22 protein-coding genes and 1 pseudogene are annotated in these 21,507 nt (G+C 62.8%); 20 read left to right on the forward strand and 3 right to left on the reverse strand.

Annotated features, from left to right (window positions below; translation table 11 throughout):
• Positions 1-197 precede the first annotated feature (197 nt).
• The 13 genes from atpD (at position 198) to RH90_RS21375 (ending at position 10,025) form a co-directional block, all read left to right on the forward strand.
• Positions 198-1,646, forward strand: coding sequence for a F0F1 ATP synthase subunit beta (gene atpD / locus RH90_RS21315; protein WP_010189000.1), 1,449 nt, complete (start codon positions 198-200; stop codon positions 1,644-1,646).
• On the forward strand, positions 1,643-2,053 hold the full coding sequence (locus tag RH90_RS21320; protein ID WP_010189002.1) for a F0F1 ATP synthase subunit epsilon: 411 nt from the start codon (positions 1,643-1,645) through the stop codon (positions 2,051-2,053). The genes atpD and RH90_RS21320 overlap by 4 nt, the downstream gene beginning before the upstream one ends.
• On the forward strand, positions 2,050-2,337 hold the full coding sequence (locus tag RH90_RS21325) for an AtpZ/AtpI family protein (RefSeq protein WP_010189004.1): 288 nt from the start codon (positions 2,050-2,052) through the stop codon (positions 2,335-2,337). Before RH90_RS21320 ends, RH90_RS21325 begins: the two co-directional genes overlap by 4 nt.
• A complete protein-coding gene (locus RH90_RS21330; protein WP_010189005.1) occupies positions 2,334-2,606 on the forward strand; it encodes an ATP synthase subunit I in 273 nt (90 codons plus the stop codon). Before RH90_RS21325 ends, RH90_RS21330 begins: the two co-directional genes overlap by 4 nt.
• A complete protein-coding gene (locus RH90_RS21335) occupies positions 2,603-3,298 on the forward strand; it encodes a F0F1 ATP synthase subunit A (protein ID WP_010189006.1) in 696 nt (231 codons plus the stop codon). Before RH90_RS21330 ends, RH90_RS21335 begins: the two co-directional genes overlap by 4 nt.
• Entirely contained in the window at positions 3,295-3,540 is a 246-nt protein-coding gene (locus RH90_RS21340; protein WP_029625583.1) for a F0F1 ATP synthase subunit C, read from the forward strand. The genes RH90_RS21335 and RH90_RS21340 overlap by 4 nt, the downstream gene beginning before the upstream one ends.
• Positions 3,541-3,544: 4 nt before the next feature.
• Complete coding sequence (locus tag RH90_RS21345; protein WP_010189009.1) at positions 3,545-4,276, forward strand: F0F1 ATP synthase subunit B family protein; 732 nt, start codon at positions 3,545-3,547, stop codon at positions 4,274-4,276.
• Positions 4,273-5,811 carry a F0F1 ATP synthase subunit alpha gene (locus tag RH90_RS21350; protein ID WP_010189016.1) on the forward strand — a complete coding sequence of 513 codons (1,539 nt, stop codon included), beginning with the start codon at positions 4,273-4,275 and terminating at the stop codon, positions 5,809-5,811. The genes RH90_RS21345 and RH90_RS21350 overlap by 4 nt, the downstream gene beginning before the upstream one ends.
• On the forward strand, positions 5,808-6,653 hold the full coding sequence (locus RH90_RS21355; protein WP_010189018.1) for a F0F1 ATP synthase subunit gamma: 846 nt from the start codon (positions 5,808-5,810) through the stop codon (positions 6,651-6,653). The genes RH90_RS21350 and RH90_RS21355 overlap by 4 nt, the downstream gene beginning before the upstream one ends.
• A 117-nt stretch (positions 6,654-6,770) precedes the next feature.
• Complete coding sequence (locus tag RH90_RS21360) at positions 6,771-6,962, forward strand: hypothetical protein (protein WP_010189020.1); 192 nt, start codon at positions 6,771-6,773, stop codon at positions 6,960-6,962.
• Positions 6,963-7,405: 443 nt separating this feature from the next.
• Positions 7,406-8,932 carry a PAS domain-containing sensor histidine kinase gene (locus RH90_RS21365; protein WP_157134810.1) on the forward strand — a complete coding sequence of 509 codons (1,527 nt, stop codon included), beginning with the start codon at positions 7,406-7,408 and terminating at the stop codon, positions 8,930-8,932.
• Positions 8,922-9,548, forward strand: a complete 627-nt coding sequence (locus RH90_RS21370) for a response regulator transcription factor (protein ID WP_010189023.1) — start codon at positions 8,922-8,924, stop codon at positions 9,546-9,548. Before RH90_RS21365 ends, RH90_RS21370 begins: the two co-directional genes overlap by 11 nt.
• A gap of 111 nt (positions 9,549-9,659) precedes the next feature.
• On the forward strand, positions 9,660-10,025 hold the full coding sequence (locus RH90_RS21375; RefSeq protein ID WP_010189025.1) for a response regulator: 366 nt from the start codon (positions 9,660-9,662) through the stop codon (positions 10,023-10,025).
• Here RH90_RS21375 and RH90_RS21380 read toward each other — a convergent pair.
• Together RH90_RS21380 and RH90_RS23785 are read right to left on the reverse strand one after the other, a co-directional pair.
• On the reverse strand, positions 10,022-11,017 hold the full coding sequence (locus tag RH90_RS21380; protein ID WP_010189027.1) for an acetate/propionate family kinase: 996 nt from the start codon (positions 11,015-11,017) through the stop codon (positions 10,022-10,024). The genes RH90_RS21375 and RH90_RS21380 overlap by 4 nt on opposite strands.
• Positions 11,005-11,145: a hypothetical protein gene (locus RH90_RS23785; RefSeq protein ID WP_157134811.1), complete on the reverse strand. Its 141-nt coding sequence runs from the start codon at positions 11,143-11,145 to the stop codon at positions 11,005-11,007. Before RH90_RS23785 ends, RH90_RS21380 begins: the two co-directional genes overlap by 13 nt.
• A gap of 167 nt (positions 11,146-11,312) precedes the next feature.
• Here RH90_RS23785 and RH90_RS21385 point away from each other — a divergent pair, with 167 nt between their 5' ends.
• From RH90_RS21385 to RH90_RS21400, 4 genes and pseudogenes are all read left to right on the forward strand, one after another.
• Positions 11,313-12,026, forward strand: a complete 714-nt coding sequence (locus RH90_RS21385; RefSeq protein WP_010189029.1) for an alternative oxidase — start codon at positions 11,313-11,315, stop codon at positions 12,024-12,026.
• A 38-nt stretch (positions 12,027-12,064) separates the two neighbouring features.
• Positions 12,065-12,667, forward strand: coding sequence for a YoaK family protein (locus tag RH90_RS21390; protein WP_332306578.1), 603 nt, complete (start codon positions 12,065-12,067; stop codon positions 12,665-12,667).
• A gap of 306 nt (positions 12,668-12,973) precedes the next feature.
• Entirely contained in the window at positions 12,974-13,537 is a 564-nt protein-coding gene (locus tag RH90_RS21395) for a recombinase family protein (protein WP_010189035.1), read from the forward strand.
• 187 nt (positions 13,538-13,724) lie between these two features.
• Positions 13,725-14,222 (forward strand): annotated as a pseudogene (locus RH90_RS21400) (MucR family transcriptional regulator).
• Positions 14,223-14,526: 304 nt separating this feature from the next.
• On the opposite strand, the gene RH90_RS21405 reads toward RH90_RS21400, so the two are convergent.
• Complete coding sequence (locus RH90_RS21405; RefSeq protein ID WP_010189037.1) at positions 14,527-17,115, reverse strand: DEAD/DEAH box helicase; 2,589 nt, start codon at positions 17,113-17,115, stop codon at positions 14,527-14,529.
• Between the two features lie 218 nt (positions 17,116-17,333).
• On the opposite strand from RH90_RS21405, the gene RH90_RS21410 reads away from it, so the two are divergent.
• The 3 genes from RH90_RS21410 to RH90_RS21420 are packed head-to-tail and all read left to right on the forward strand — an operon-like array spanning position 17,334 to position 20,987.
• On the forward strand, positions 17,334-18,539 hold the full coding sequence (locus RH90_RS21410) for an ABC-three component system protein (RefSeq protein ID WP_198283487.1): 1,206 nt from the start codon (positions 17,334-17,336) through the stop codon (positions 18,537-18,539).
• A 1-nt stretch (position 18,540) separates the two neighbouring features.
• Positions 18,541-19,056, forward strand: coding sequence for a three component ABC system middle component (locus tag RH90_RS21415; protein WP_010189039.1), 516 nt, complete (start codon positions 18,541-18,543; stop codon positions 19,054-19,056).
• On the forward strand, positions 19,053-20,987 hold the full coding sequence (locus RH90_RS21420; RefSeq protein WP_010189041.1) for a DUF3732 domain-containing protein: 1,935 nt from the start codon (positions 19,053-19,055) through the stop codon (positions 20,985-20,987). Before RH90_RS21415 ends, RH90_RS21420 begins: the two co-directional genes overlap by 4 nt.
• The last annotated feature ends 520 nt before the right edge of the window (positions 20,988-21,507 follow it).

Genomic DNA, 21,507 nt, shown 5'->3' on the forward strand with positions numbered 1-21,507 from the left:
CCGTCGGGGCCGCGCGCTCGCCTGTCCGAAATGGCATAGCCCGGTTGCCCCCGAGCGGAGCAGGTTCGGAAAGTACCTACGCGGCTGTGGCTGCCCGACATTGGTAGTTCCCGAGGGTGCCGCGCAACCCGGCCGAGTGCGATTGACCTGCCAGCGCGTGCGATCCGGCTTTTCCATAGGGGAGTCTGCCGCGCCGCATGGAGACACCGTTGCCTCAAGCGAGCCCCACGCCGAAGACGCCCGACGGAATCGTGATCGCAGTGCGCGGCGCGGTCGTCGACGTGTCTTTTGCCGATGCAGAATTGCCGGCGATCGACACTGCGCTGATCGTCGACTGGGATCGGCCCGAGACGCTCGTCCTCGAAGTCCACAGCCATGTCGATCCGCAGACGGTCCGCGCGATCGCGCTGCAGGCGACGATGGGTCTGGCCCGCCAGACCGGGGTCCGGGCGACGAGGGTGCCGGTCACGGTGCCCGTCGGCGATGCGGTGCTCGGGCGACTGCTCGACGTGGTCGGCACAGTGCGCGACAATGGCCCCGCGCTGCCCGACGACACACCGCGCCGCAGCATCCACCAGAAGCCGCCCGCGCTCGAAGATGAGACCTCGGCGACCGACATTTTCGAGACCGGCATTAAGGTGATCGATCTCCTCGCCCCGCTCGCGCAAGGCGGCAAGGCCGCGATGTTCGGCGGTGCCGGGGTCGGCAAAACCGTGCTGGTGATGGAACTGATCCACGCGATGGGCGCGAAATACCAGGGGCTGTCGGTGTTCGCGGGGGTCGGCGAGCGCTCGCGCGAGGGGCACGAATTGCTCACCGACATGCAAAGCTCGGGCGTGCTCGAGCGCACCGTGCTCGTCTATGGGCAGATGAACGAGCCGCCGGGCGCGCGCTGGCGCGTGCCGTTGACCGCGCTGACGATTGCCGAATATTTCCGCGACGAGAAGCACCAGAACGTGTTGCTGTTGATGGATAACGTCTTCCGCTTCGTCCAGGCCGGCAGCGAATTGTCGAGCTTGCTCGGGCGGCTGCCGTCGCGCGTCGGCTACCAGTCGACGCTGGCGAGCGAAGTCGCCGCGCTCGAAGAACGGATCGCTTCGGTGCCCGGCGCGTCGGTGACCGCGATCCAGGCGGTTTATGTCCCGGCGGACGATTTCACCGACCCGGCGGTGACGGCGATCTCGAGTCACATGGACAGCATCATCATGCTGTCGCGCAAGCTCGCCGCCGAAGCCTTTTACCCGGCGATCGACCCGTTGGCGTCGTCCTCGGTGCTGCTCGATCCCTTGGTGGTGGGCGAAGACCACTATGCGCTCGCTGAGCGGGCGCGTGAGGCGCTCGCGCGGTTCGAGGAATTGCGCGACATCATCGCACTGCTCGGCGTCGAAGAACTCGGGGCCGACGACCGGCTGATCGTCAAGCGCGCCCGCCGCCTCCAGCGCTTCCTCAGCCAGCCGTTCGTCGTCACCGAAGCTTTCACCGGCACGCCCGGCGAGAGCGTCAGTCGTGCCGACACGCTCGCAGGGTGCAAGGCTATCCTCGATGGCGAGGCCGACGATTGGGCGGAGAGTTCGCTCTACATGGTCGGCACGCTCAACCAGGCGCGCGCCAAGGAAGCGGCCTCCCAAAAGGTCGCTAAGCCATGAGGCTGCGCATCGTCACCCCGCTGTCGGTGGTCGTCGACGAGGACACACTCGCGGTGCGCGCCGAGGATGATAGCGGCAGCTTCGGCATTTTGCCCGGCCATGGCGATTTCCTGACCAGCCTGGCGATCTCGGTCATCGGCTGGAAGCGGAGCGACGGGTCGCGGCGTTATTGCGCGGTGCGCCGAGGGATGCTGTCGGTCTCCGCCGGCAAGGACGTGGCCGTCGCGACGCGTGAGGCGATTGCGGGCGACGATCTCGCGACTCTTGATACGACCGTGCTCGACCGTTTCCGCACCGATTTCGAGAAGGAGCGCAGCGACCGCTTTGAGAGCAATCAGCTCCAGCTCAATGCAATCCGCCGGATCGTCAGCCGGCTTGGATCGAGTGGCGGGACGACCTTCGCATGAGCGCCCTCCAAACGCCGCCTGAAGACCCGCTGATCGCTAGCGTTCGGCTGCGCGGCGTACGCCGCGCGCGCTGGCTGCGCGATGGCGAGGACTCGGTGGCGCGGCGGCTCGCACAGATCGGCGTGCTCGGCTGGATCACCGTGATCCCGATGCTAACCGGCATTTTCGCCGGACGCTGGCTGGACCGGACCTATCATAGCGGCATCTTCTGGACCGCGCCTTTGCTGATGCTCGGCGCAGGCCTCGGCTGCTGGTCGGCCTGGCGCTGGATCAAGGGCACATGATGCAAGGTCTTGTCCTCGCGTTTTGGCTGGTCGTCGGCATCCTCGCCGGTATCGTCTATTTCATGAGTATTTGGTGGAGCGCGCAGCGCTTCACCCATGAGGGCGGGCTGACGACGACGCTCGCCGTGGCGCTGTTGCGGCTGGCCACGCTCGGCGGGTTGCTGGTATTCGCCAGCTTCCAGGGCGCGGGGCCGTTGCTGGCGATGGCGCTGGGCGTCGTGCTCGCGCGCTTCGGTGTGATGCGGCGATTCCGCGCGGTCGCATCATGATTTCGCCGCTCGCCAGCGTCACGCTGTTCCATGTCGGCCCGGTGCTGGTCTCGCAGGCGGTCGTCACCACATGGGTGATCATGGCGGTGCTGACCGGCGGCGCGATCCTCGTCTCGCGCACGCTGAAAGCGGCACCGTCGAAGACGCAGGCCCTGTTCGAGCTGATCGTCGACACCGTCGATAGCGAGATTCGCAACACGATGCAGGTAGAGCCGGATCCGTATCGGGCGTTCATCGGCACGCTGTTCGCCTTCATCTTCGTTGCGAACTGGTCGACGCTGGTTCCCGGTGTCGCGCCCCCGACCGCGCGTCTCGAGACCGATGCCGCGCTCGCCATGCTAGTCTTCGTGGCGGTGATCTGGTTCGGCATCCGCGCGGGCGGACCTGGCGGCTATCTGTCGACCTTTGCCTCGCCTTCGCCGTTGATGATTCCGCTCAACCTGATCGAAAGCGTCACGCGCGCCTTTTCGATGTTCGTGCGCCTGTTTGGTAATGTGATGAGCGGCGTGTTCGTGATCGGCATCGTGCTGTCGCTGGCCGGGCTGCTCGTGCCGATCCCGCTGATGGCGCTCGATCTGCTGACCGGCGTGGTTCAGGCGTACATCTTCGCGGTGCTGGCGATGGTGTTCATCAGCAGCGGCCTGCCGGCCAAGCTCATTCCCAAGTCTCCCCCAGAAAGGACGGCACCATGAACTGGTTGGCCCTGTACAGTATATTTTCGGCGGCGATGGCGGTGTCGTTCGGCGCGATCGGCCCCGCGCTCGCCGAGGGGCGCGCGGTCGCCGCAGCGATGGATGCGATCGCGCGCCAGCCCGAATCAGCCAGCACCATCTCGCGGACCTTGTTCGTTGGGCTGGCAATGATCGAAACGATGGCGATCTATTGCCTGGTCATCGCGCTGTTGCTGCTGTTCGCCAACCCGTTGCTGAAGTGATGCCATGACGATCGACTGGTGGACACTGGGTTTTCAGACCGTCAACGTCGCGGTTCTGATTTGGCTGCTCGGGCATTTCTTCTGGAAGCCGGTGGCGGCGATGATCGCAGCGCGCCGCGACGCGACGCAGAAGTCGACCGACGATGCCAAAACGGCGAGCGACACGGCAGCGGCCGCGTTGGCCGACGTCGCGAAGACGCGTGCGGGCTTCGCCAAGGAGCGCGAGACGATCCTGGGTGACGCGCACAAGGCTGCCGATGCCGCGCGCGCGGTGGTGCTGGCGAAGGCCAAGAGCGATGCGGACGCGCTGCAGACCGCCGCGAAGGCCGACATCGCAAAGGACACCAAGGCGCAGGAGGGCGCTTGGGCCAAGCGGTCGGCCGACCTTGCGGTAGATATTGCCGGGCGGCTGGCGGGGCGGCTCGATGGCGACGCGGCGCAGGCTTGCTTTCGGCAATGGCTGATCGAAGAGATCGGCAAGCTTCCCGCCCCGGCCCGGAAGGCCGCCGCGGCCAAGGAAATGAAGCTTAAGCTTGCGAGCGCGGTACCGCTTGATGCGGCGACCCAGCCCAGCTTTGCGAAGGCGATCGGTGAAGCACTGGGAGGCGATCCCCAGATCGCGTTCACCACTGATTCCACGCTGATCACTGGCTTCGAACTGAGCGGCGAGCATCTGATCGTGCGCAGCAGCTGGCGGGCAGATCTGGCGACGATCCGGGCCGATCTGGCGAAATGACCGCTCCCGAAACTTGGCTGAAGGACGCGCAGGCTCGACTCGGCGGCACCACCCTCGGCGCTCAGGCCGAACAAATCGGGCGGGTCGAGGAGGTCGGTGACGGCATCGCTTTGGTTTCGGGGCTGCCGGATGTCCGGCTCGACGAATTGCTCCGCTTCGAGAAAGGCCAGTTCGGCTTTGCGCAAATGCTCGATGAGGATCGCATCGGCTGCGTGCTGCTCGACGACGTCGAGGGGGTCGAGGCGGGCGACAGCGTGCGCGGCACCGGTGAGGTCGTGCGCGTGCCCGTAGGGGCGGGGCTGCTCGGCCGCGTAGTCGATCCGCTCGGCCGCCCGCTCGACGGGAAGGGGCCGATCGCCAGCGAGGAGCGGCATCCGATCGAACGGCCCGCGCCGGCGATCATCGACCGCGATCTGGTGGTTGATCCAGTGCAGACCGGGCTGGTGGTGATCGACGCCTTGTTCGCGCTCGGCCGCGGTCAGCGCGAGCTCATCATCGGTGACCGCGCGATCGGCAAGACGACGATCGCGATCGACACGATCATCAACCAGAAGGATAGCGATATCGTCTGCGTCTATGTCGCGGTCGGCCAGAAGAGCTCAAGCGTGCGCCGTGCGATCGACGCGATGCAGGGCAGCGCCGCGCCCGAACGCTGCATCGTCGTCGTCGCAAGTGCGGCGAGTTCGCCTGGACTGCAATGGATCGCGCCCTTCTCCGCCATGACCATGGCCGAATATTTCCGCGATTCGGGCGGACACGCGCTGATCGTGATCGACGATTTGACCAAGCATGCCGCCACCCACCGCGAAATCGCGTTGCTGACGCGCCAGTCGCCGGGGCGCGAGGCCTATCCCGGCGATGTGTTCTACGTCCATGCGCGGCTACTCGAACGCGCATCGAAGTTGTCGAAGGACAAAGGCGGCGGATCGCTCACCGCGCTGCCGATCGCCGAGACCGATGCGGGCAACCTCAGCGCCTATATTCCGACCAACCTCATTTCGATCACCGACGGCCAGATCGTGCTCGATGCGAAGCTGTTCTACCAAGGGCAGAAGCCGGCAGTAGACGTTGGCACCAGCGTAAGCCGCGTCGGCGGCAAGACGCAGGCACATGCCTTGCGCGAAGCGGCGCAAACGCTGCGTCTCGATTATGCGCAGTTCCTCGAACTCGAGAGCTTCACGCGCTTCGGCGGCATGCCCGATACCCGCGTGCGCCAGCAACTGACACGCGGTACGCGGATTCGCGCGATCCTCGACCAGATCCAGCACACGCCGCTCAGGCTTGCGGACGAGGTCGCGCTGGTGCTCGCGGTGCAAGGCGGGCTCCTCGACGCACTTCCGCTGCCCGCGATCCCGGAGTTCCGCAAAGGCCTGGCCGAGATGATCGATCGCGACGCGGCCGATGCCGTCGCTATGATGCAGAAAGATGGCACGCTCGACGATAATGCGAAAAAGGCGCTGCTTGGCGCGCTGAAGGCGTATGCGGCGAGCGCCGCCCCCCCGCCCAAACCCACCCTCGCCGACAAAGCACCATGACGCTTCGGCTTGCCGATATCGACACACGGATCGAGGGGGTCGAACAGCTCGGCGCCGTGGTCAACGCGATGCGTGGCATCGCCGCGGCGCGCGCGCAGCAGGCGCGCGCGCAGGTCAAGGCCGTCGACAGCTATGCCGCGACCATCGCCGCCGCGATCGGCCGCGCGCTCTCGCTAATGCCGGCGACTCCGCAAGAACGGCTAGCGGCGGACACGCATCCGGCGCTGGTCGTGTTCGCCGCAGAGCAAGGCTTTGCGGGCGCGTTCAGCGAACACGTCTTCGCATCCCTCGGCGACGACCTGGCAGGGTCACCGCTATTCCTCGTCGGCACGCGCGGTGCCACCGTCCTCGCCGAGCGCGGGATCCACCCGGCATGGCGCGGCGCGATGCCGTCGCACTCTGCGGGCATCCCCAAGCTGGCCGATCAGGTCGCGGAGGCGCTCTACAGCGGGGTGGCAAAAGGGGAGATCGTCGCGCTGGACGTCGTCTTCAGTCAACGCGATCCGGGCCATGACCCCAGGATCGAGCGGAACAGGCTGCTCCCGCTCGATCTGAGCCGATTTCCCGCGTCCGTGCCCGGTCCCCCGCTGCACAACCTCGCGCCGACGGAGCTGCTGGCCGGGCTGACTGCAGACTATCTCCACGCGCAGTTGTGCCACGCAGCGCTTCACGCCTTTGCCGCCGAGAACGAAGCGCGAATGGAGGCGATGGCGGCGGCGCGCGATCAATCCACGCGCCAGCTGGCCGATCTTCAGGCCCAGGCGCGGCTCGTGCGACAGGAAGAGATCACCGCCGAGGTCATCGAACTCGCCGCCGGGGCGGCGGCAAGCCACGCGAGCTAGGTAGTTTCCGACCCGCGAGCCGGTCTGGCGACCAAGCTATGACACATCCTATCGCTGGTCCAGCATTGCGACGGGAGCGGTCGAGACTCGTGTCAATCTGCTAACAGGATACTTCCCATGATCGCCAGGGCAATCGACATTCTGTATACGCAAATTCGCCTCGACCAGACGCTTTCGCTGGCGGAAGATGCGACTGAGGGGTGCGCCAAAGCATCACACCTCGGGCTGGCCAATCTGTACAGGGCCGAGCTCGTCAGGCTGAATGCTGCGATGCCTCATATCGCGCCGAAGCCTACGCTTCTGACCTGATCTTCTGCTGACGAGTTGATGATCGACGACCGTCGCGCACCGGATTTAGCGTATGCGCGAATGATCACCGAATCCACGTGATGAGGCCGGCACGTCGCGTGATCGCGAGGATTCGTCAGCCCGGCCTGGTCGATCGGCCCAGCTTCGACCTTGGCGGATCGGCGCGTGACATCGCCCCGGGCCATTGACTCGAACTAGGCATCAGCGGGGGGAACGGCTGAATTGCCCCTGAGGGAGGTCGTACGCTGGTACAGCTGACCCATGGAATTCGGGATCGTGCACCTCGCGGATTTGATCGGTGGACGAAATCATGACGTTCGGAGGTGAACCTGTGATAGGATCGCGGCAGACGATCGGGGCCAGTCTGCTGGCCGATCATGTCCGGCGCCGGCCCGAACTTCATCGGGACATGCCGCTATCCGCTTCGCGTATCGATTTTTGGCATGACGCCCGCGCAACCCGCCGGTGATGACGCGCGCTTGCTTGGCGAAGAGTTGGCGCTGCTGATCGACGGGGCGACCAATTACGCGATCTATATGCTCGATCCGCGCGGGTATGTGACGATCTGGAATCGCGGCGCCGAACGGATCAAGGGCTGGACGCAGGTCGAAGTCCTCGGTCAGCACGCCGCACTCTTCTACATCCCGGAAGATGTTCTGGCCGGCAAGCCGCATGCCGATCTCGCGCGCGCTAGCGTTAAGGGTCGCTTGGAGGAGGAAAGCTGGCGGCTGCGCAAGGACGGGTCGGAGTTCCTCGCCAGCGTGACGATCACCGCGCTGTACGACGATGCGGGCGCGCTGCGCGGTTTCGGCAAGGTCGTGCGCGACATTACCGACCAGAAGGCGGCCGAAACTGCGCTGATGCGGCGCGAACAGCATCTGCACTCGATCCTGGAGACGGTGCCCGACGCGATGATCGTGATCGACGAGCGAGGCCGGATCGCGTCGTTCAGCGCGGCGGCAGAACGGATTTTCGGTTATGCCGAGAACGACGTGCTTGGCTGCAACGTCGACTTACTGATGCCGGCGCCCGATCGGCAGCGGCATGACGGCTACCTTGCCGCCTATTTGGCCGGGGGCGCGCGCACGGTTATCGGGGCGGTTCGTGCTGTCACCGGCGTGCGCCAGAACGGCGACACCTTTTCAGCCGAGCTGGCGGTCGGCGAGACGCTCAGCGGGGGGCAGCGGATTTTCACCGGCTTCGTTCGCGACCTCACCGGACGGGAGCGGACCGAGCGCCGTCTGCGCGAGCTTCAGTCTGAACTTATCCACGTCTCGCGGTTGAGTGCGATGGGAACGATGGCCTCGACCCTGGCGCATGAGCTCAATCAGCCGTTGACCGCGATCGCCAACTATCTCGAGACGACGCGCGATTTGCTGGTCGATCCGTCGGCGGAAACGGTGGCGCTGGTGCGCGAAGCGTTGGACGATGCTGCCGGCCAGTCGCTCCGCGCGGGACAGATTGTCCGCCGCTTGCGCGAGTTCGTCGCGCGCGGCGATGTGGAACAACGCGCCGAACCGCTCAACGCGCTGGTGCGCGAAGCGGCGAACCTCGGCCTGATCGGTGCCGCGCAAGCGGGCGTCGAAACGGTGATGCATTTCGCACCCGATGCCGAGCTGGTTCATGCCGATCGCATCCAGATCCAGCAAGTGCTCGTCAATTTGATCCGAAACGCCCTCCAGGCGATAGCCGCGTCGCCACGCCGGGTGCTCACGATCACGACGACGGTCGAGTCGGAACATTGCATGCAGGTCTCGATTGCCGATAGCGGAGAGGGAATTGCCCCCGAAATGGCGGATCGCCTGTTCCAGGCGTTCGCCTCGACCAAACCCGACGGCATGGGCGTCGGGCTGTCGATTTGTCGCACGATCGTCGAGGCGCATCATGGCCGCATCTGGGCGGACTCGCCCCCCGGCGGCGGGGCCGCGTTCCACTTCACCTTGCTGCGGGAGCACCGCAATGTCGGATAAACGCACCGTCCATCTGGTCGATGACGACGACGCGATTCGTCGCTCGGCCGGCTTCCTGTTGCGCTCGGCCGGGTTCGACGTCGTCAGCTACGGGTCGGGCACCGAGTTTCTTGGCGGTGTCGGCCAGGCGTCTCCCGGCTGCATCCTGCTCGACATCCGTATGCCGGGCATCGACGGGCTCGAGGTCCAGCGCACGCTCGGCGAACGCGGCATCGGCTTTCCCGTTATCGTGCTGACTGGGCACGGCGACATCACGCTGTCGGTCCGGGCGATCAAGGCGGGTGCCGTCGACTTTCTAGAAAAGCCCTTTGAGAAAGCGACGTTGCTGCTCGCGATCGAGGAAGCGTTCGGCCGGTTGTTCGAGACGCAGACGCAGCAGCTCGACGCGAGCGATGCCACGATCCGCCTCGCTGCACTCACTCCGCGCGAGCGCGACGTGCTCGAAGGGCTGGTCGCCGGCCAGCCGAACAAGATCACCGCCTACAAGCTCGGCATCTCGACGCGTACGGTGGAGGCACACCGCGCCAATTTGACGAACAAGCTTGGCGTGCGCTCGATCTCGGATGTGCTGCGGCTGGCGTTCGCCGCCAATCTGGGTGCGCCGCCCGCCGGGTGACGTCAAACGCCGGACACAGCTTCAGTTTCTACGTACAGACTGCTGCCACGGATTCGTCGATGGTGCGTCGATGGATCATACCCGCACAATAAAATTCCCGCGGTGACGGGCATGCAGATCGCCTTGATCGATGGCGTGCCGGCGGTCCGCCACGCGCGCCAGTTGATGCTGCGTGCCGAGGGGTTCGACGTGCGCACCTACGCCAGCGCCGTCCCCCTGCTCGCCGACCCGCTTGCGCTGGCCACTAGCTGTATGGTCGCGGAGGTGGCGATGCCGGAAATCGACGGCGTAGCGCTAGTGCAGGCGATGCGCGGTCAGGGGTGGCAGGGCGCCGCCATCCTGCTGGCGGGCGTCGTTTCCTCCGCGCTGGCGGCGCTCGCGATCGAACAGAAGTTCACCGTGATGGTCCCGACCGGATTGGCCGACCGTCTGTTGCTGGCGGGGATCCGCACGGCGATCGCCGTGCATTCACGCTAACCCAAGAGCCGCCCGACATGCCGCGCGATCTGTGCGCCTTCCTGCGACGGCAGCGTCCGCACAACGATTGGCCCGGCAAATGCGAGATCGCCGCAGATTGCCGTGCGTACCGCCGCGTCGTGCTCGCCGATACCGCCGGTAAACACGATCAGATCGGCACCGCCCAACACTGCGAGCATGGCTGCGATCTGTTTGGCGACCGAGCGGCAGAAGATGCGGATGGCGAGCGCTGCGTCCGCAATGTCGCTAGCATGCAGTACGCGCAGGTCGGCCGAGACACCCGACACGCCAAGGAGGCCTGAGCGGCGGTAGATCAGATCCTCGACCGCGGTGGCGTCGAGCCCGCGTTCGCGCAGCAGATAGAGTAGCACTCCGGGGTCGATGTCCCCACTGCGCGTCCCCATCACCACCCCGCCCGACGGTGTCAGCCCCATGCTGGTATCGACCGAGTGCCCGGCGCGCACCGCTGTCACGCTCGCGCCATTGCCGAGATGCGCGATGACAAGCTGATCGGGCGGGGTATGGCCCAATTGCGCGAGGATAGATTCGCACGACAGGCCATGAAAGCCGTAGCGCCGAACCCCCTCGGCATGCAGCGCCTTCGGGATCGGCAGCACCGCCGCGAGATCTGGCAGATCCTCGTGGAAGCCCGTGTCGAAGCACGCGACTTGCGGCACGTCCGGGTAATGCGCTTGCGCCGTCGCGATCATTGCCAACGCTGCCGGCGCGTGTAGCGGCGCGAACGCTGTCGCGCGCTTCAGTCGGCCGAGCACGCCGTCATCGATCACGACGGGCGCGAAAAGATCGATCCCACCGTGAACGATGCGATGACCGATCGCATCGGGGCGCACGTCGCCAATCTGGTCGAAAAAAGCGCCCCCTGCATCGGCGCGCTCGACCTCGCCGGTCGAGACTTCCGTCACCGTATTGCCGACCGCATAGACGCCGAACTTGACCGAGGACGATCCACCGTTGAGCGTTAGGACGCGCATGGCGTTCGCTGCCGGTCGCGCAACTCGGGCAAATCGCTGCCACCCTTGGCGATGGAGAACCTGTGGCGATCGAGCGCCCAGCGGTAGCGATCAAGATCGCGGAGCACGGCGACGACGGAAATGGTCATTGGGATTCCTGTGGACGGGGCTCGGGCTCGCAAGGCTATGCGGGTCGCATCGCTCGCAGGGCAGCTTCGGGAACTACGCAGGTGCCGGCTTGCGTAGTTCCCGAAGCTGCGTCGGCTTCGCACTGCGCGCTAAAGCGGTGGCTACACGAGTTGGAAGCGAACATGCGATGGTCAACACCCTCCTCAAACCCGATGCCCTCGCCCTGGCCGCCGAACGCGCCGCGCGACCAGTCGTCCATCATGTGCCGCACGGCTTCGCCGATCAGTTCGCGCTCGGCTTCACGAAACTGTTGCGCTTCTGCGCCGACATTTTCTTCGCCAAGCGATACGGTCACCGCGCGATAGTGTTGGAGACGGTAGCGGCGGTGCCCGGCATGGTCGGCGCGATGTTCACTCATCTCAAATGCTTGCGATGGATGCGCGACGACCAGGGGTGGATCCGCACGCTGATGGAAGAGGCCGAGAACGAGCGAATGCATCTGATGACCTTCGTCGAGATCGCCAAACCGACCTGGTTCGAGCGCACCGTCATCCTGCTGGTGCAAGGCGTGTTCCTGATCGCCTTTTCGCTGCTCTACTTGCTCTCGGCCAAGACCGCGCACCGGGTGGTGGGCTATTTCGAGGAAGAGGCGGTGACAAGCTACACGCTGTACCTGCAAGAGATCGACGAGGGCCGCTCGCCCAACGTGCCGGCCCCGGCGATCGCGCGGCATTATTGGAAGATGGCCGACGATGCGACGCTGCGCGACGTGGTGCTGGTGGTGCGCGACGATGAAGCGCATCACCGCGACGTCAATCACGACTTCGCCAGCACGATCGGCGGCCTGCTGCGCGACCGCGCCAGCGCGCCCTACCCGCCACACGCGACGGAGCTCGCCTGACCCGGCTGGATAGACGGGCGCAGGCGCTCGCCGTTTGCCTGTCGGCGATCGCCGGCTATGTGGATGCGGTCGGGTTCCTCGCGAGTGGAGGATTCTTCGTATCCTTCATGAGCGGCAACTCGACACGCCTTGCTGTCGGGATCAGTCGCGGCACAGCCAGTGCCGGAATCGCCGCGGGGCTGATCAGTGGATTCGTTACAGGCGTGGTACTCGGTTCGCTGTGTGGAACGCTGGCGGGCGCACACCGACGCTCGGTCGTGCTCGTCTTGGTCTCGGCGCTGCTGTCGGGCGCGGCGGTTTGCGGCATGGCCGGCGTGCAGGGCGTCGCCATCGGACTGACCGCGCTTGCAATGGGGGCGGAGAATGCCGCCTTTGAACAGCCTGGCGGAAGCATCGGCCTGACCTACATGACCGGTGCGCTGGCCAAGGTCGGGCAGGGGATCGCTGGAGTGCTTCTCGGCCGTAGCGGCTTCGCGTGGCTGTCATACCTCGCTTTATGGACGGGGCTGGTCGCGGGGGCGATCCTGGGCGCGGTGGAATATCCAACGTTCGGCATAGCCGCCTTGTGGTTGCCAGCCAGTCTCTCGCTCCTTGTGGCGATTGTGACACTAACGCTCGGCGGCCGGGGGTCGGCACCTTGAAGCTCGGCACGCACTGCGGCGATGTTGCTACGGTTGCGATCGAAGAAGGGAAGCGGGGAAGCTATGCCGGCGATGACGGCCGGGCCGCTAGCTGCGCCAAGCTGACGCACACCGGCCCGTGCGGAGTCTTTGATTCGACGATCGGCTTGAACTACCGGTCCAGTCGCCTTTCCTGGCGTCCGTAAGGGTATACCCTGGAGGCGCACGTTCTATGGAACATCATCTGCGTCTTATCAGGGTCCTTATGATGGATATTGAACACTCCGTGCGAGAGGTCTAGAGCCTGGTCGAACAGATGAGGCTCAAATGGCGCTATTTGGTTACGCACGTGTATCGACGTCTGAGCAGGATCTTGGAATCCAGCAGGCGGCGCTCCTTGCCGCGGGATGTCAAACGATCCGCGCGGAGAAAAAGTCCGGGACTGAGCGCGGGCCGCGAACAGAGTTGCAAATCCTGCTCGACTTCCTCCGAGAGGGGGACACACTGGTGGTGACGCGGATTGATCGGCTCGCCAGATCGATGAAGGATCTGCAAGATATCGTTCATGAGCTGAAGGGCAGGGGGGTTGCACTTAAAGCAACCGAACAGCCGATCGACACCGGCACCGCAGCTGGTAAAGCGTTTCTCGATATGCTGGGTGTGTTTGCAGAGTTCGAAACCAACCTACGACGGGAGCGTCAGACGGAAGGTATAGAAGCTGCCAAGGCGAGGGGGGTATATAAAGGTGGTAAGGCGCGGATCGACCCTGAAGCCGTCCGGAAGCTTGCTGCCGACGGGGTAAAGCCCGCCCATATTGCGAGGCAGCTCGGCATTTCCCGAGGTACCGTGTATCGGTTTATCTCAAAGTCGGAGGATGTCGGATCAACATAGAACTCGCCGAACAGCACGAGGTCGCAGGCTTGGATCGCGTCTGATCGTGCGTCTATGTTTTTATTGCCCGCAAAATGCTCGGTACGTTAAGGGGACCAAAATAGGCTAAGCAAACGCTGAGCGCCTGAGATGTTCAGGATAAGTTTACAAAGCTCTCAATACCAAGCGCCTTGGAAGGAAATCTAGATTGACTGACGAAACTACGAACACCGTTGAACTCGCGACCGAATTAACGATGGCATGGCTGTCGAACCCGAATACGCGCACGTCGGCGGAGGATGTCCCTGCATTCTTGAAGTCGATGCATGACGCGGTGATCGGCCTCTCAACTGCGCCGGCGGAGGCTCCCTCTGCGGAAGCGACTCCTGAATTTACAGGCGCTGTCACTGTGCGGAAGTCGTTGGCAAATCCTGATGTCATTATCTCAATGATCGACGGGAAGCCTTACAAAACGCTGACGCGGCATCTCTCTACCAACGGTCTGACACCCGCAGAATATCGCGCGCGCTATGGTTTGAAAGCCGACTACCCCATGACCGCACCATCCTACTCGGCGATGCGCCGGGATATGGCGAAGAAGATCGGCCTCGGTCGAAAGCCGGGCTAGAAAGCATCCGTGAAGGCAGACGCTGTCGCATCCGCACCAAAGCGTGGTCGTCCCGCGAAAGTGGGCGAACCTGCTTAAGGCGACAGGCGGCGAACATGCGAGGCATGTTTGCCGCCGTCCGAGCCGACGCTTCAAACCATTCATCGCAAGGAATTGGGGGACTCCCACACCCTCACAAAAGAAAAGTCGCTGAAATTTGGCTGGCGGGCGGACCGGCTGCTTTTAGGGTCATTTGGGTGGATTGCGGCCTGACCGCTTCGGGCGGAAATCGCCGGTAACCATCCGTTCGTTCAGGTTGTGGGCAGGGGGCCTAATCGGCAAATTTCTGGTGGAAATCGGACTGTACGCTATCCCGGCGCCGCTTCATGATCCCTATCGCCGATCAAGGAACCGCCAGCAGGATTCCGCTCGCCATGCGCTTCTTAAGCCAATCGTGAATGGCGTCGGCGCCCATGCCCTCCTGTTCGAAGCGTTCGGCAGCGTTCGCCCTCCAGACCAGATCGCCGGCCTGTCCAAACGTTCGCCTGAGATCGCGAAGCGCGCTTAATGCCTTAACGGCCCAAGTTCGGAACGATGTGATCTCCCAGAGGGCCACCGTGTGGAGGTGCGGCACGGCGCCAGATTTCGCTTTTGTCACAGGCGACACCAGCACAGGCATGATCGTGGCAGAGTCAGGCAGTAAGACGTGTTCGCGGATCCAATTTGGATGCGAGAAGGCCTGTCTCGCCTTCGTTGCGTCGAGCACGTCGTTGGTCGCGCCCGCATGATCCTCGAAGACGAAGCACAGATCACCGACTGCCCACCAGGGATCGGGCGACGCATCGACCTCGCGTTTGCCCGAAAGGAAGCCGAGCATCTCCCCTAGATGCACTTGGGCCTGCTCGAAGGTGTCCGGTGACGCGAGACCCTCCAGGATCTCACGCTCACGTTTGTTGAATTCTCGATCAGTCACATTCCCTAATCGCTCCAAGACGCCTTCGACGCGCTCGATCTGTTCAAGCAATCGCGGACTGCGGCCGGATGGTGGCTCGCCAGGCGTCTGATAGCGCGCCAATTTTACGAGCCACGGCAGATCCACGGCAGCCCGCTTCGCCAGACTGAAGTGGCTCCGCGCCTTCATTCCTAGCGAAGCGATACCGGCACGCTCCCCATACCAGGCTGCGGATCCAGCGAGGTAGTGCCAGAGCGCCCGGTACCCCCGCAGATCGGAATCCGTGAGATTGCCCAATGCGGACTCTGCTGCCTCGACGGCGCCCTCGTAGTCCCCCTGCCAAAGCCTGGCCTGGTAATCGATCTCGGAGCCGACGATAGTCTGCAGTTCTCCGAGAGCCGGGAACGGCAGCTGGACGGCAACTGCACGCTTGCGCAGAATGTCGTTGTTGGCCGCATCCCAGCGCGCGTCGTTCGCTAGGAAGATCTCGAAATTCTCGATGATGTCGGCCTTGGTTGTACCGGCCGACTGCTCGCTGCCGAACTCGAGTTCGGCCTGAAGTTCGGGATGGAGGTGAACCCTGCGTCGTCGATCCGCGAGATAGTCGGGAAGCTCCTCACCTGACACCACCACAGCGGAGTAGTCCTGTAGAGATCGCGTGCAGCGACCTATGGCCTGCAGCACTCGGGTCTGCACGCGTTCGTTGAAAAGTTGCGACGCTCCCATCCGAAGCATGATGAAGCGTTCCTGGAGGTTAGCCGCCCGCGGAAGACCCTCTATAAATAGGAGCCGGCAGTCGTTGCCCGGGAAGTCGATGCCATCATAGCGGTTCGCGATGACCGCCACGGCCTGCGGCATCGCGACAAAGGGCTGTTTCGACTCCTCGATGGCATCGGCCCCAAAGGTGTCAAAACCGAGATTGATTTTCACATCCTCGCGGATTTCGTCAGCCTGCTGTTCACTCGGCACGAGGACGAGGCTCCTGCCCGCGCGTTGCATCAACTGGTGGCGCAGTGTGACGGCGTCGTCTGCTTCAAGAGAGCTGTCGGGGAAAATGAAGAAGCGGCGCCCGATGCCTTGACGGTCCCAGCCCTCGGGCACCTGCAGCCGCTTGATGCTGCGCCGACCGGTCAACCGCTCGAGATCGCCACCAGAGCCAAGTGTCGCGGACATGAAGATCCGCTGTCTGGCATTCCGATAGGGTGCGTGTTGCCACGTCGGCGATAGCAGCGGCCGGATGAGCAGTTCGGTGGCCGAGATATAAAGGTGGCAGGCCGCGAGGTGGCTGCGGATTATCGACCACGGCCATCGTATGTCCAGATCGTCCGCGTGTGCATCGATCACCGCAGAAAATTCGTCGGCGATTTCCGCAAAGACCGGCGTCGGTAGCTTGTCGACCCACCGTCGGTCTTCGGGATTGCTGTCCCATCGGCCCGTGAGGCGCGAAAAGTCATGGCCGTCCAAATGCGGCCTGAGGACACCTGTGAGCGCCTCGAAGAGTACTCGATGCTGGGGTCTGGTCCGTTGAACGCGAACCGTCCACATCTCGCCGATGTAATTTTCAGCGGCGTGGGCGTCATCAATAATGACGATGTCGGGGTTCGAGAAGAACGGGTTGGTGTTGAAGAGCGAGTTGTAGGTCGTAACTGCGACACGGTCGGCGTTTTGATATTCCGCCTTGGCCTGCGGATCATATTCCCGCTTACCGCCCGTGAATCCGTTGACCGTCAGTCCATACTGGTCCCGAGCTTGGCCCACGGCTTGATTTACCAGCTGTCTCGTCGGGCAGAGGTATACGACCCGTTCCCTGAACTTGCGGCGCCGCCATTCGGCGATCATCAGTCCGACCAGTGTCTTTCCGCTGCCCGTAGGAAGCTGCAGCGCGACGTCAGGCTCGGAGACAGCTTGGCCTGCATAGCTCCTCATGATCTCGCCTTGATGCAGGAGCACGCCGGGGATCGTGCGGCGGGGAAGCGTTAACAAAATCTCCTCGGGGCTCGTGGGCACGATTTCGGTTGGTGCCGCACTTTTGAATGCCATCGTTCGCTCTCCTGCCGGATGTAACTCTTACCATCTATCCGCGGAGGGCTCCAGCCGGGCACTTGGGATGTGCATCTGCCCACGGCTTTTGCGGGGCCAATGAAGGCCGCCGAAACGGGTAGGACAGTCGTTGGCCGTTAAACCGCAACGACCGTGCTGCTCGACGGCGCCTTGTATTTGGTCAATGGATTGGCATACCTTAATTCATGGGGGTTTCATTGAGCAACGGGGCTGACCAGTTTATGGCGGGAGCGTCCGCCGTCGGCTATCTATACCAGGCTCGGCTCGCGCTGCTCTTATGTATTCCGCATGTGAACACGGGTGTAGAGGTCGACGTGTCGATCGAACGCCTTGATGATGTGTCCTTTCAGAAGGGCACCGCGTTGGAGCTGCTGCAAACAAAGCATCACATCGATCGTGTGGCCAGTCTGAGTGACGCGAGCGAAGATCTCTGGAAAACTTTGCGTGTTTGGTCGGTCGCCGCAAAAGATGATCCGTCGTTGCCGTCTCGGGCGAGATTGGCATTGATAACGACTGGATCGGCGCCCGTGGGGTCTGCCGCATCGCTGCTCCGACCGCCTGGTGCATATGCGCCGGGTGCGAAACGTGATCCGAAGTCCGCCAATGAATGGCTGACCGAGGTGGCCCAAACATCCAGGAACAAGGCGTTGGCGCCGGCGTTTGCCGCGTTCCTAGCGCTCTCGGAACCAATGCGGTCAGCTTTGTTGAGCGCTGTGGAAGTGCTCGACAACCAGCCCTTAATTACTGACCTAGGTGGTGAGCTGGAGCACGCCCTGCGTCTTGTCGCACCCCCTGGAAAAGCCGCAGCTGCGCGCGAAATGCTGGAGGGATGGTGGTGGCCGTTGGTTTGCGGGGTGCTCATGACGAGGCCGCCTTTACCAATTGCAATTGGCTTAGTTGAGGCCAAGCTCGACGACATTCGTGAAATGCTCAGGAGGGATTCCCTCGTTGCAGACTTCGAACATGCTGAACCCGATGAGCTCGAATACGCAGGATACGACGGATTTCGTTTCGTGCAGCAGCTTCAGGTCATCGGGCTCGGCGGCAACCGTATGCGCTTCGCCAAGCGAGATTTCTACAGAGCGTTTGCTCAGCGGTCGAAATGGACGCGCGAGCATGTGGTGCTTGACGATGAGGTCGAGAAATTTGAGCAGCGGCTGGTCGAAGAATGGCAACCGCGGTTCGAGGCGATGTGCGATGGCCATACTGATAGCGCGGAGGACGAGGCCGCCCTGAAGCAGGGCGGCCAGATCCTATATCAGTGGGTCGAGAACGAAGCGAGATTCCCCTTCCGCTCGCTCACGGCGCGCTTCCTGAATGTTGGATCCTACCACATCCTAGCCAACGACCTTCGAATTGGCTGGCATCGAGATTATGTCACCATCTGCGTGGCGGAGACCTGAGATGCCGGGCCAAACGCGGTATGAGCTCCTGTGGCGCGACCGTCCGCAAGAAGAAGCTGCTCACTTCAATCCCGCATTCTGCGGTGAGCTTCTGGCCCGAACCATCAATGAATTTAGCAAGCAGGCAGGTCGGTCGATGCCCTTGGCCTATGCTTTTCTAGTCGCGCCGCTGGTCTTGCATCCCAGTTCTCGAAAAGCGCTTCCGGGCAGGGCTAACACCGCCTTCGCGTCTTGGGCTGGCGACAATGCCGACACGCTGAGCACGCTCGCGGACAGGACGTTGCGGCTCCGACCAGTGACCCGGGAGGCGCTGCTATTCCTTGTTCAAATTGGAGCTGTGAAGATCAGCGGCGACGGCCTCGGGATTGGCAACCGCCCGCTAAAGCTGAGTGCCAAGCCTTCGGTGTCAACGGATGAGGTTGATGAGATGCGACGGGCTTCCGGAATGCTCGGTAGGTGGTTCGGCAACCAAGCCGAGCCCGCGGCTGTCTTGCAGACTATGGGAGTTCGGGTGTGACCCTTCAGATCAGAGCGATCGCAATCTACTCTCATGACGGCGAGCGTCGCGATGTGCGCTTCAATCTAGGTGCGCTCAACATCGTCACCGGCGCATCCAAGACCGGCAAGTCCGCGCTGCTAGACATCGTCGACTATTGCTGGGGTCGTTCGGAATGCACCATTGCCGAGGGTGAGATCCGGCGTGGCGTTTCATGGTTCGCGGTGATCTTTGACAATGATGGCGAAGGGATCCTCGTCGCAAGGCGCAATCCCGGACCGGCTGGCAAGGCCAGCGACGAGATTTACTTCGAACGGAATGTTGAGGACTTCCCAGAAACAACTGTTCCTCTCGTCAAGAACTCAACCGCTGATGGACTCCGTCAAAGGCTGTCTGCAATCCTCGGCGTGGCGGAAAACCTCTATATCCCAGAGCCCGGCAGCACCCGTCGCCCGCTGGATGCATCTGCCAGCCAAGCAATCTTCTTCTGCCTCCAGAACCAAGATGAAATTGCCAGTCGCCGCCTCCTTTTTCATCGGCAGGGGGAGGAGCGGATCCCCCAAGCCATCAAAGACACACTTCCATACTTTGTTGGCGCCATGGGTGAGGATCACTTCCTCAAGCAGAAAAGGTACGAGGACGCTCGTCGCCGATTGAGGGCCCTTGAGCGAAGCTACGCGGATGCGCTAGCCCTAACCGATGAGGCCTCCGGCACCGCGCGTAATCTCCTTCAAGAGGCGAAGCGTGTTGGATTGCTAGACCTAGATGCGTCGGCCACATCCCTTGAAGGTGTTCGGGCCTTATTGGGACAGGCTGCGGGCCCAAGGAGCCTGGAGTACGCTAAAACCGACGATCCAGCGGCGGATCTCACCGACTTGGAAGAACGACGCCGTCGCATTCGGATTGAGCTCCAGGAGCTGCGCGACGACATCAAAGATCTCCAACGCCTGACGAGGGAGGCGTCTGAATTCGAAACGGAAGCTCGGGAGCAGCAGGCCAGACTGGCCTCGATCGAACTGGTTTCCCACGATGCGGCCGCCCATGAAACCTGCCCGTTATGCGATAGCCATCTCGCCGTAGCGGTCCCTGCGGTAGACGAAATTCGAAAGTCTCTTGGTCGCTTAGATCGTCAGCTGAGCAGCGTGCGCCGGGACAACCCTCGACTCCAGGGGCACATCGCCGATCTGGAAACGAAGCGGACAAGCCGCGAAGTTGAGCTCACGAGCGTTCAGGGAGACATCTCCACCCGGATTGCCGACAATGAGCGGCTCCGAATTGAGCAGGATCAGTTTACTGAGCAGGCCCGCGTTGCTGGCCGCATCGGCTACTACCTTGAAAATGCGCGAACGCTCTCTGACGGTGAGGGCCTCCGCTTGCAGTTGGCCCGGGTGAGGGCAGAAGTCGGAGAGCTCGAGGCCGCCCTGGACCAAGAGGCCATGGAGGAACGGCTAACGACCGCCCTCGGATTGATCGGTCGCGACATTACCGACTACGCTGGTCGGCTGGAGCTTGAACATGGCGAGAACAGCCTTCGCCTTGATCGCAAAAATCTTACTGTCGTAGCCGATACGATCAACGGACCGCTTTTTCTCTATCAAATTGGCAGTGGCGAAAACTGGGTTGGCTATCACGTCGCTGCGCATCTCGCGTTGCATAAGCTGTTCCGCACACTAGATCGCCCCGTGCCAGCCTTCGTCATGCTCGATCAGCCTTCTCAAGCTCACTATCCGAAGGAAAAGGATGTCGGCGAAATATCTGGCGCAGAAGACGAGGACCAGCTTGCGGTCGCCCGTCTATATCGATTGCTGCTTGATTACTGTGTAAGTATGGCGCCCAGCATGCAGATCATTGTGGCTGACCACGTCGATTTACTCCAAGAATGGTTTCGAGAGTCGACAGTTGAGCGCTGGAGAGATGGGATAAAGCTCGTTCCCATGACTTGGCTCCGCTAGTAGCAATTGCGCTTGGTACATTGATCGTCAGATCTCAACGGCCGAAATTAAAAAACGATTTAGCGGGGCGGATGTCCAAATGTGGGCACAGGCGGCCAGCTAAACAAAGGTCCGGTTCCTCGGGTTGGACGCCAAGAGCCGCTGATCAGCAACCCGCCGAGTTTCGGCCGCCGGACAGCGCCTGGACCAACGGCCGGTTTCCGGGTAATTAAAGCCGCCACGAACGTCGCATTGTGGGTCGTCCATGGATCGCCGTTTTCCGACCAACTGGAGATATTTAGCGTGATCGAAGCGAGCGTCGGCTGCTGGTGAAACCCGCCATTCGGCCGCGCTAACTAGCCGGTCGGCTTTGCGCTCCTAAGTGGCCGATCATTGCAGCCGTCAAAGTTTCCGAAAGCGGCAATCACATTGATCGGTCGGCCCGCACAGACTGCTGGTCATGCCACCAAAGGTAGTATTGCCTCTTCTTGAGCCTACATATGTCGCTGGCGCATATAGGCTTGAACGCGGGGCCTTCATC

Origin of the sequence: Sphingomonas sp. PAMC 26605, assembly GCF_000241485.1 — a bacterium.
Classification (GTDB): Bacteria; Pseudomonadota; Alphaproteobacteria; order Sphingomonadales; family Sphingomonadaceae; genus Sphingomonas.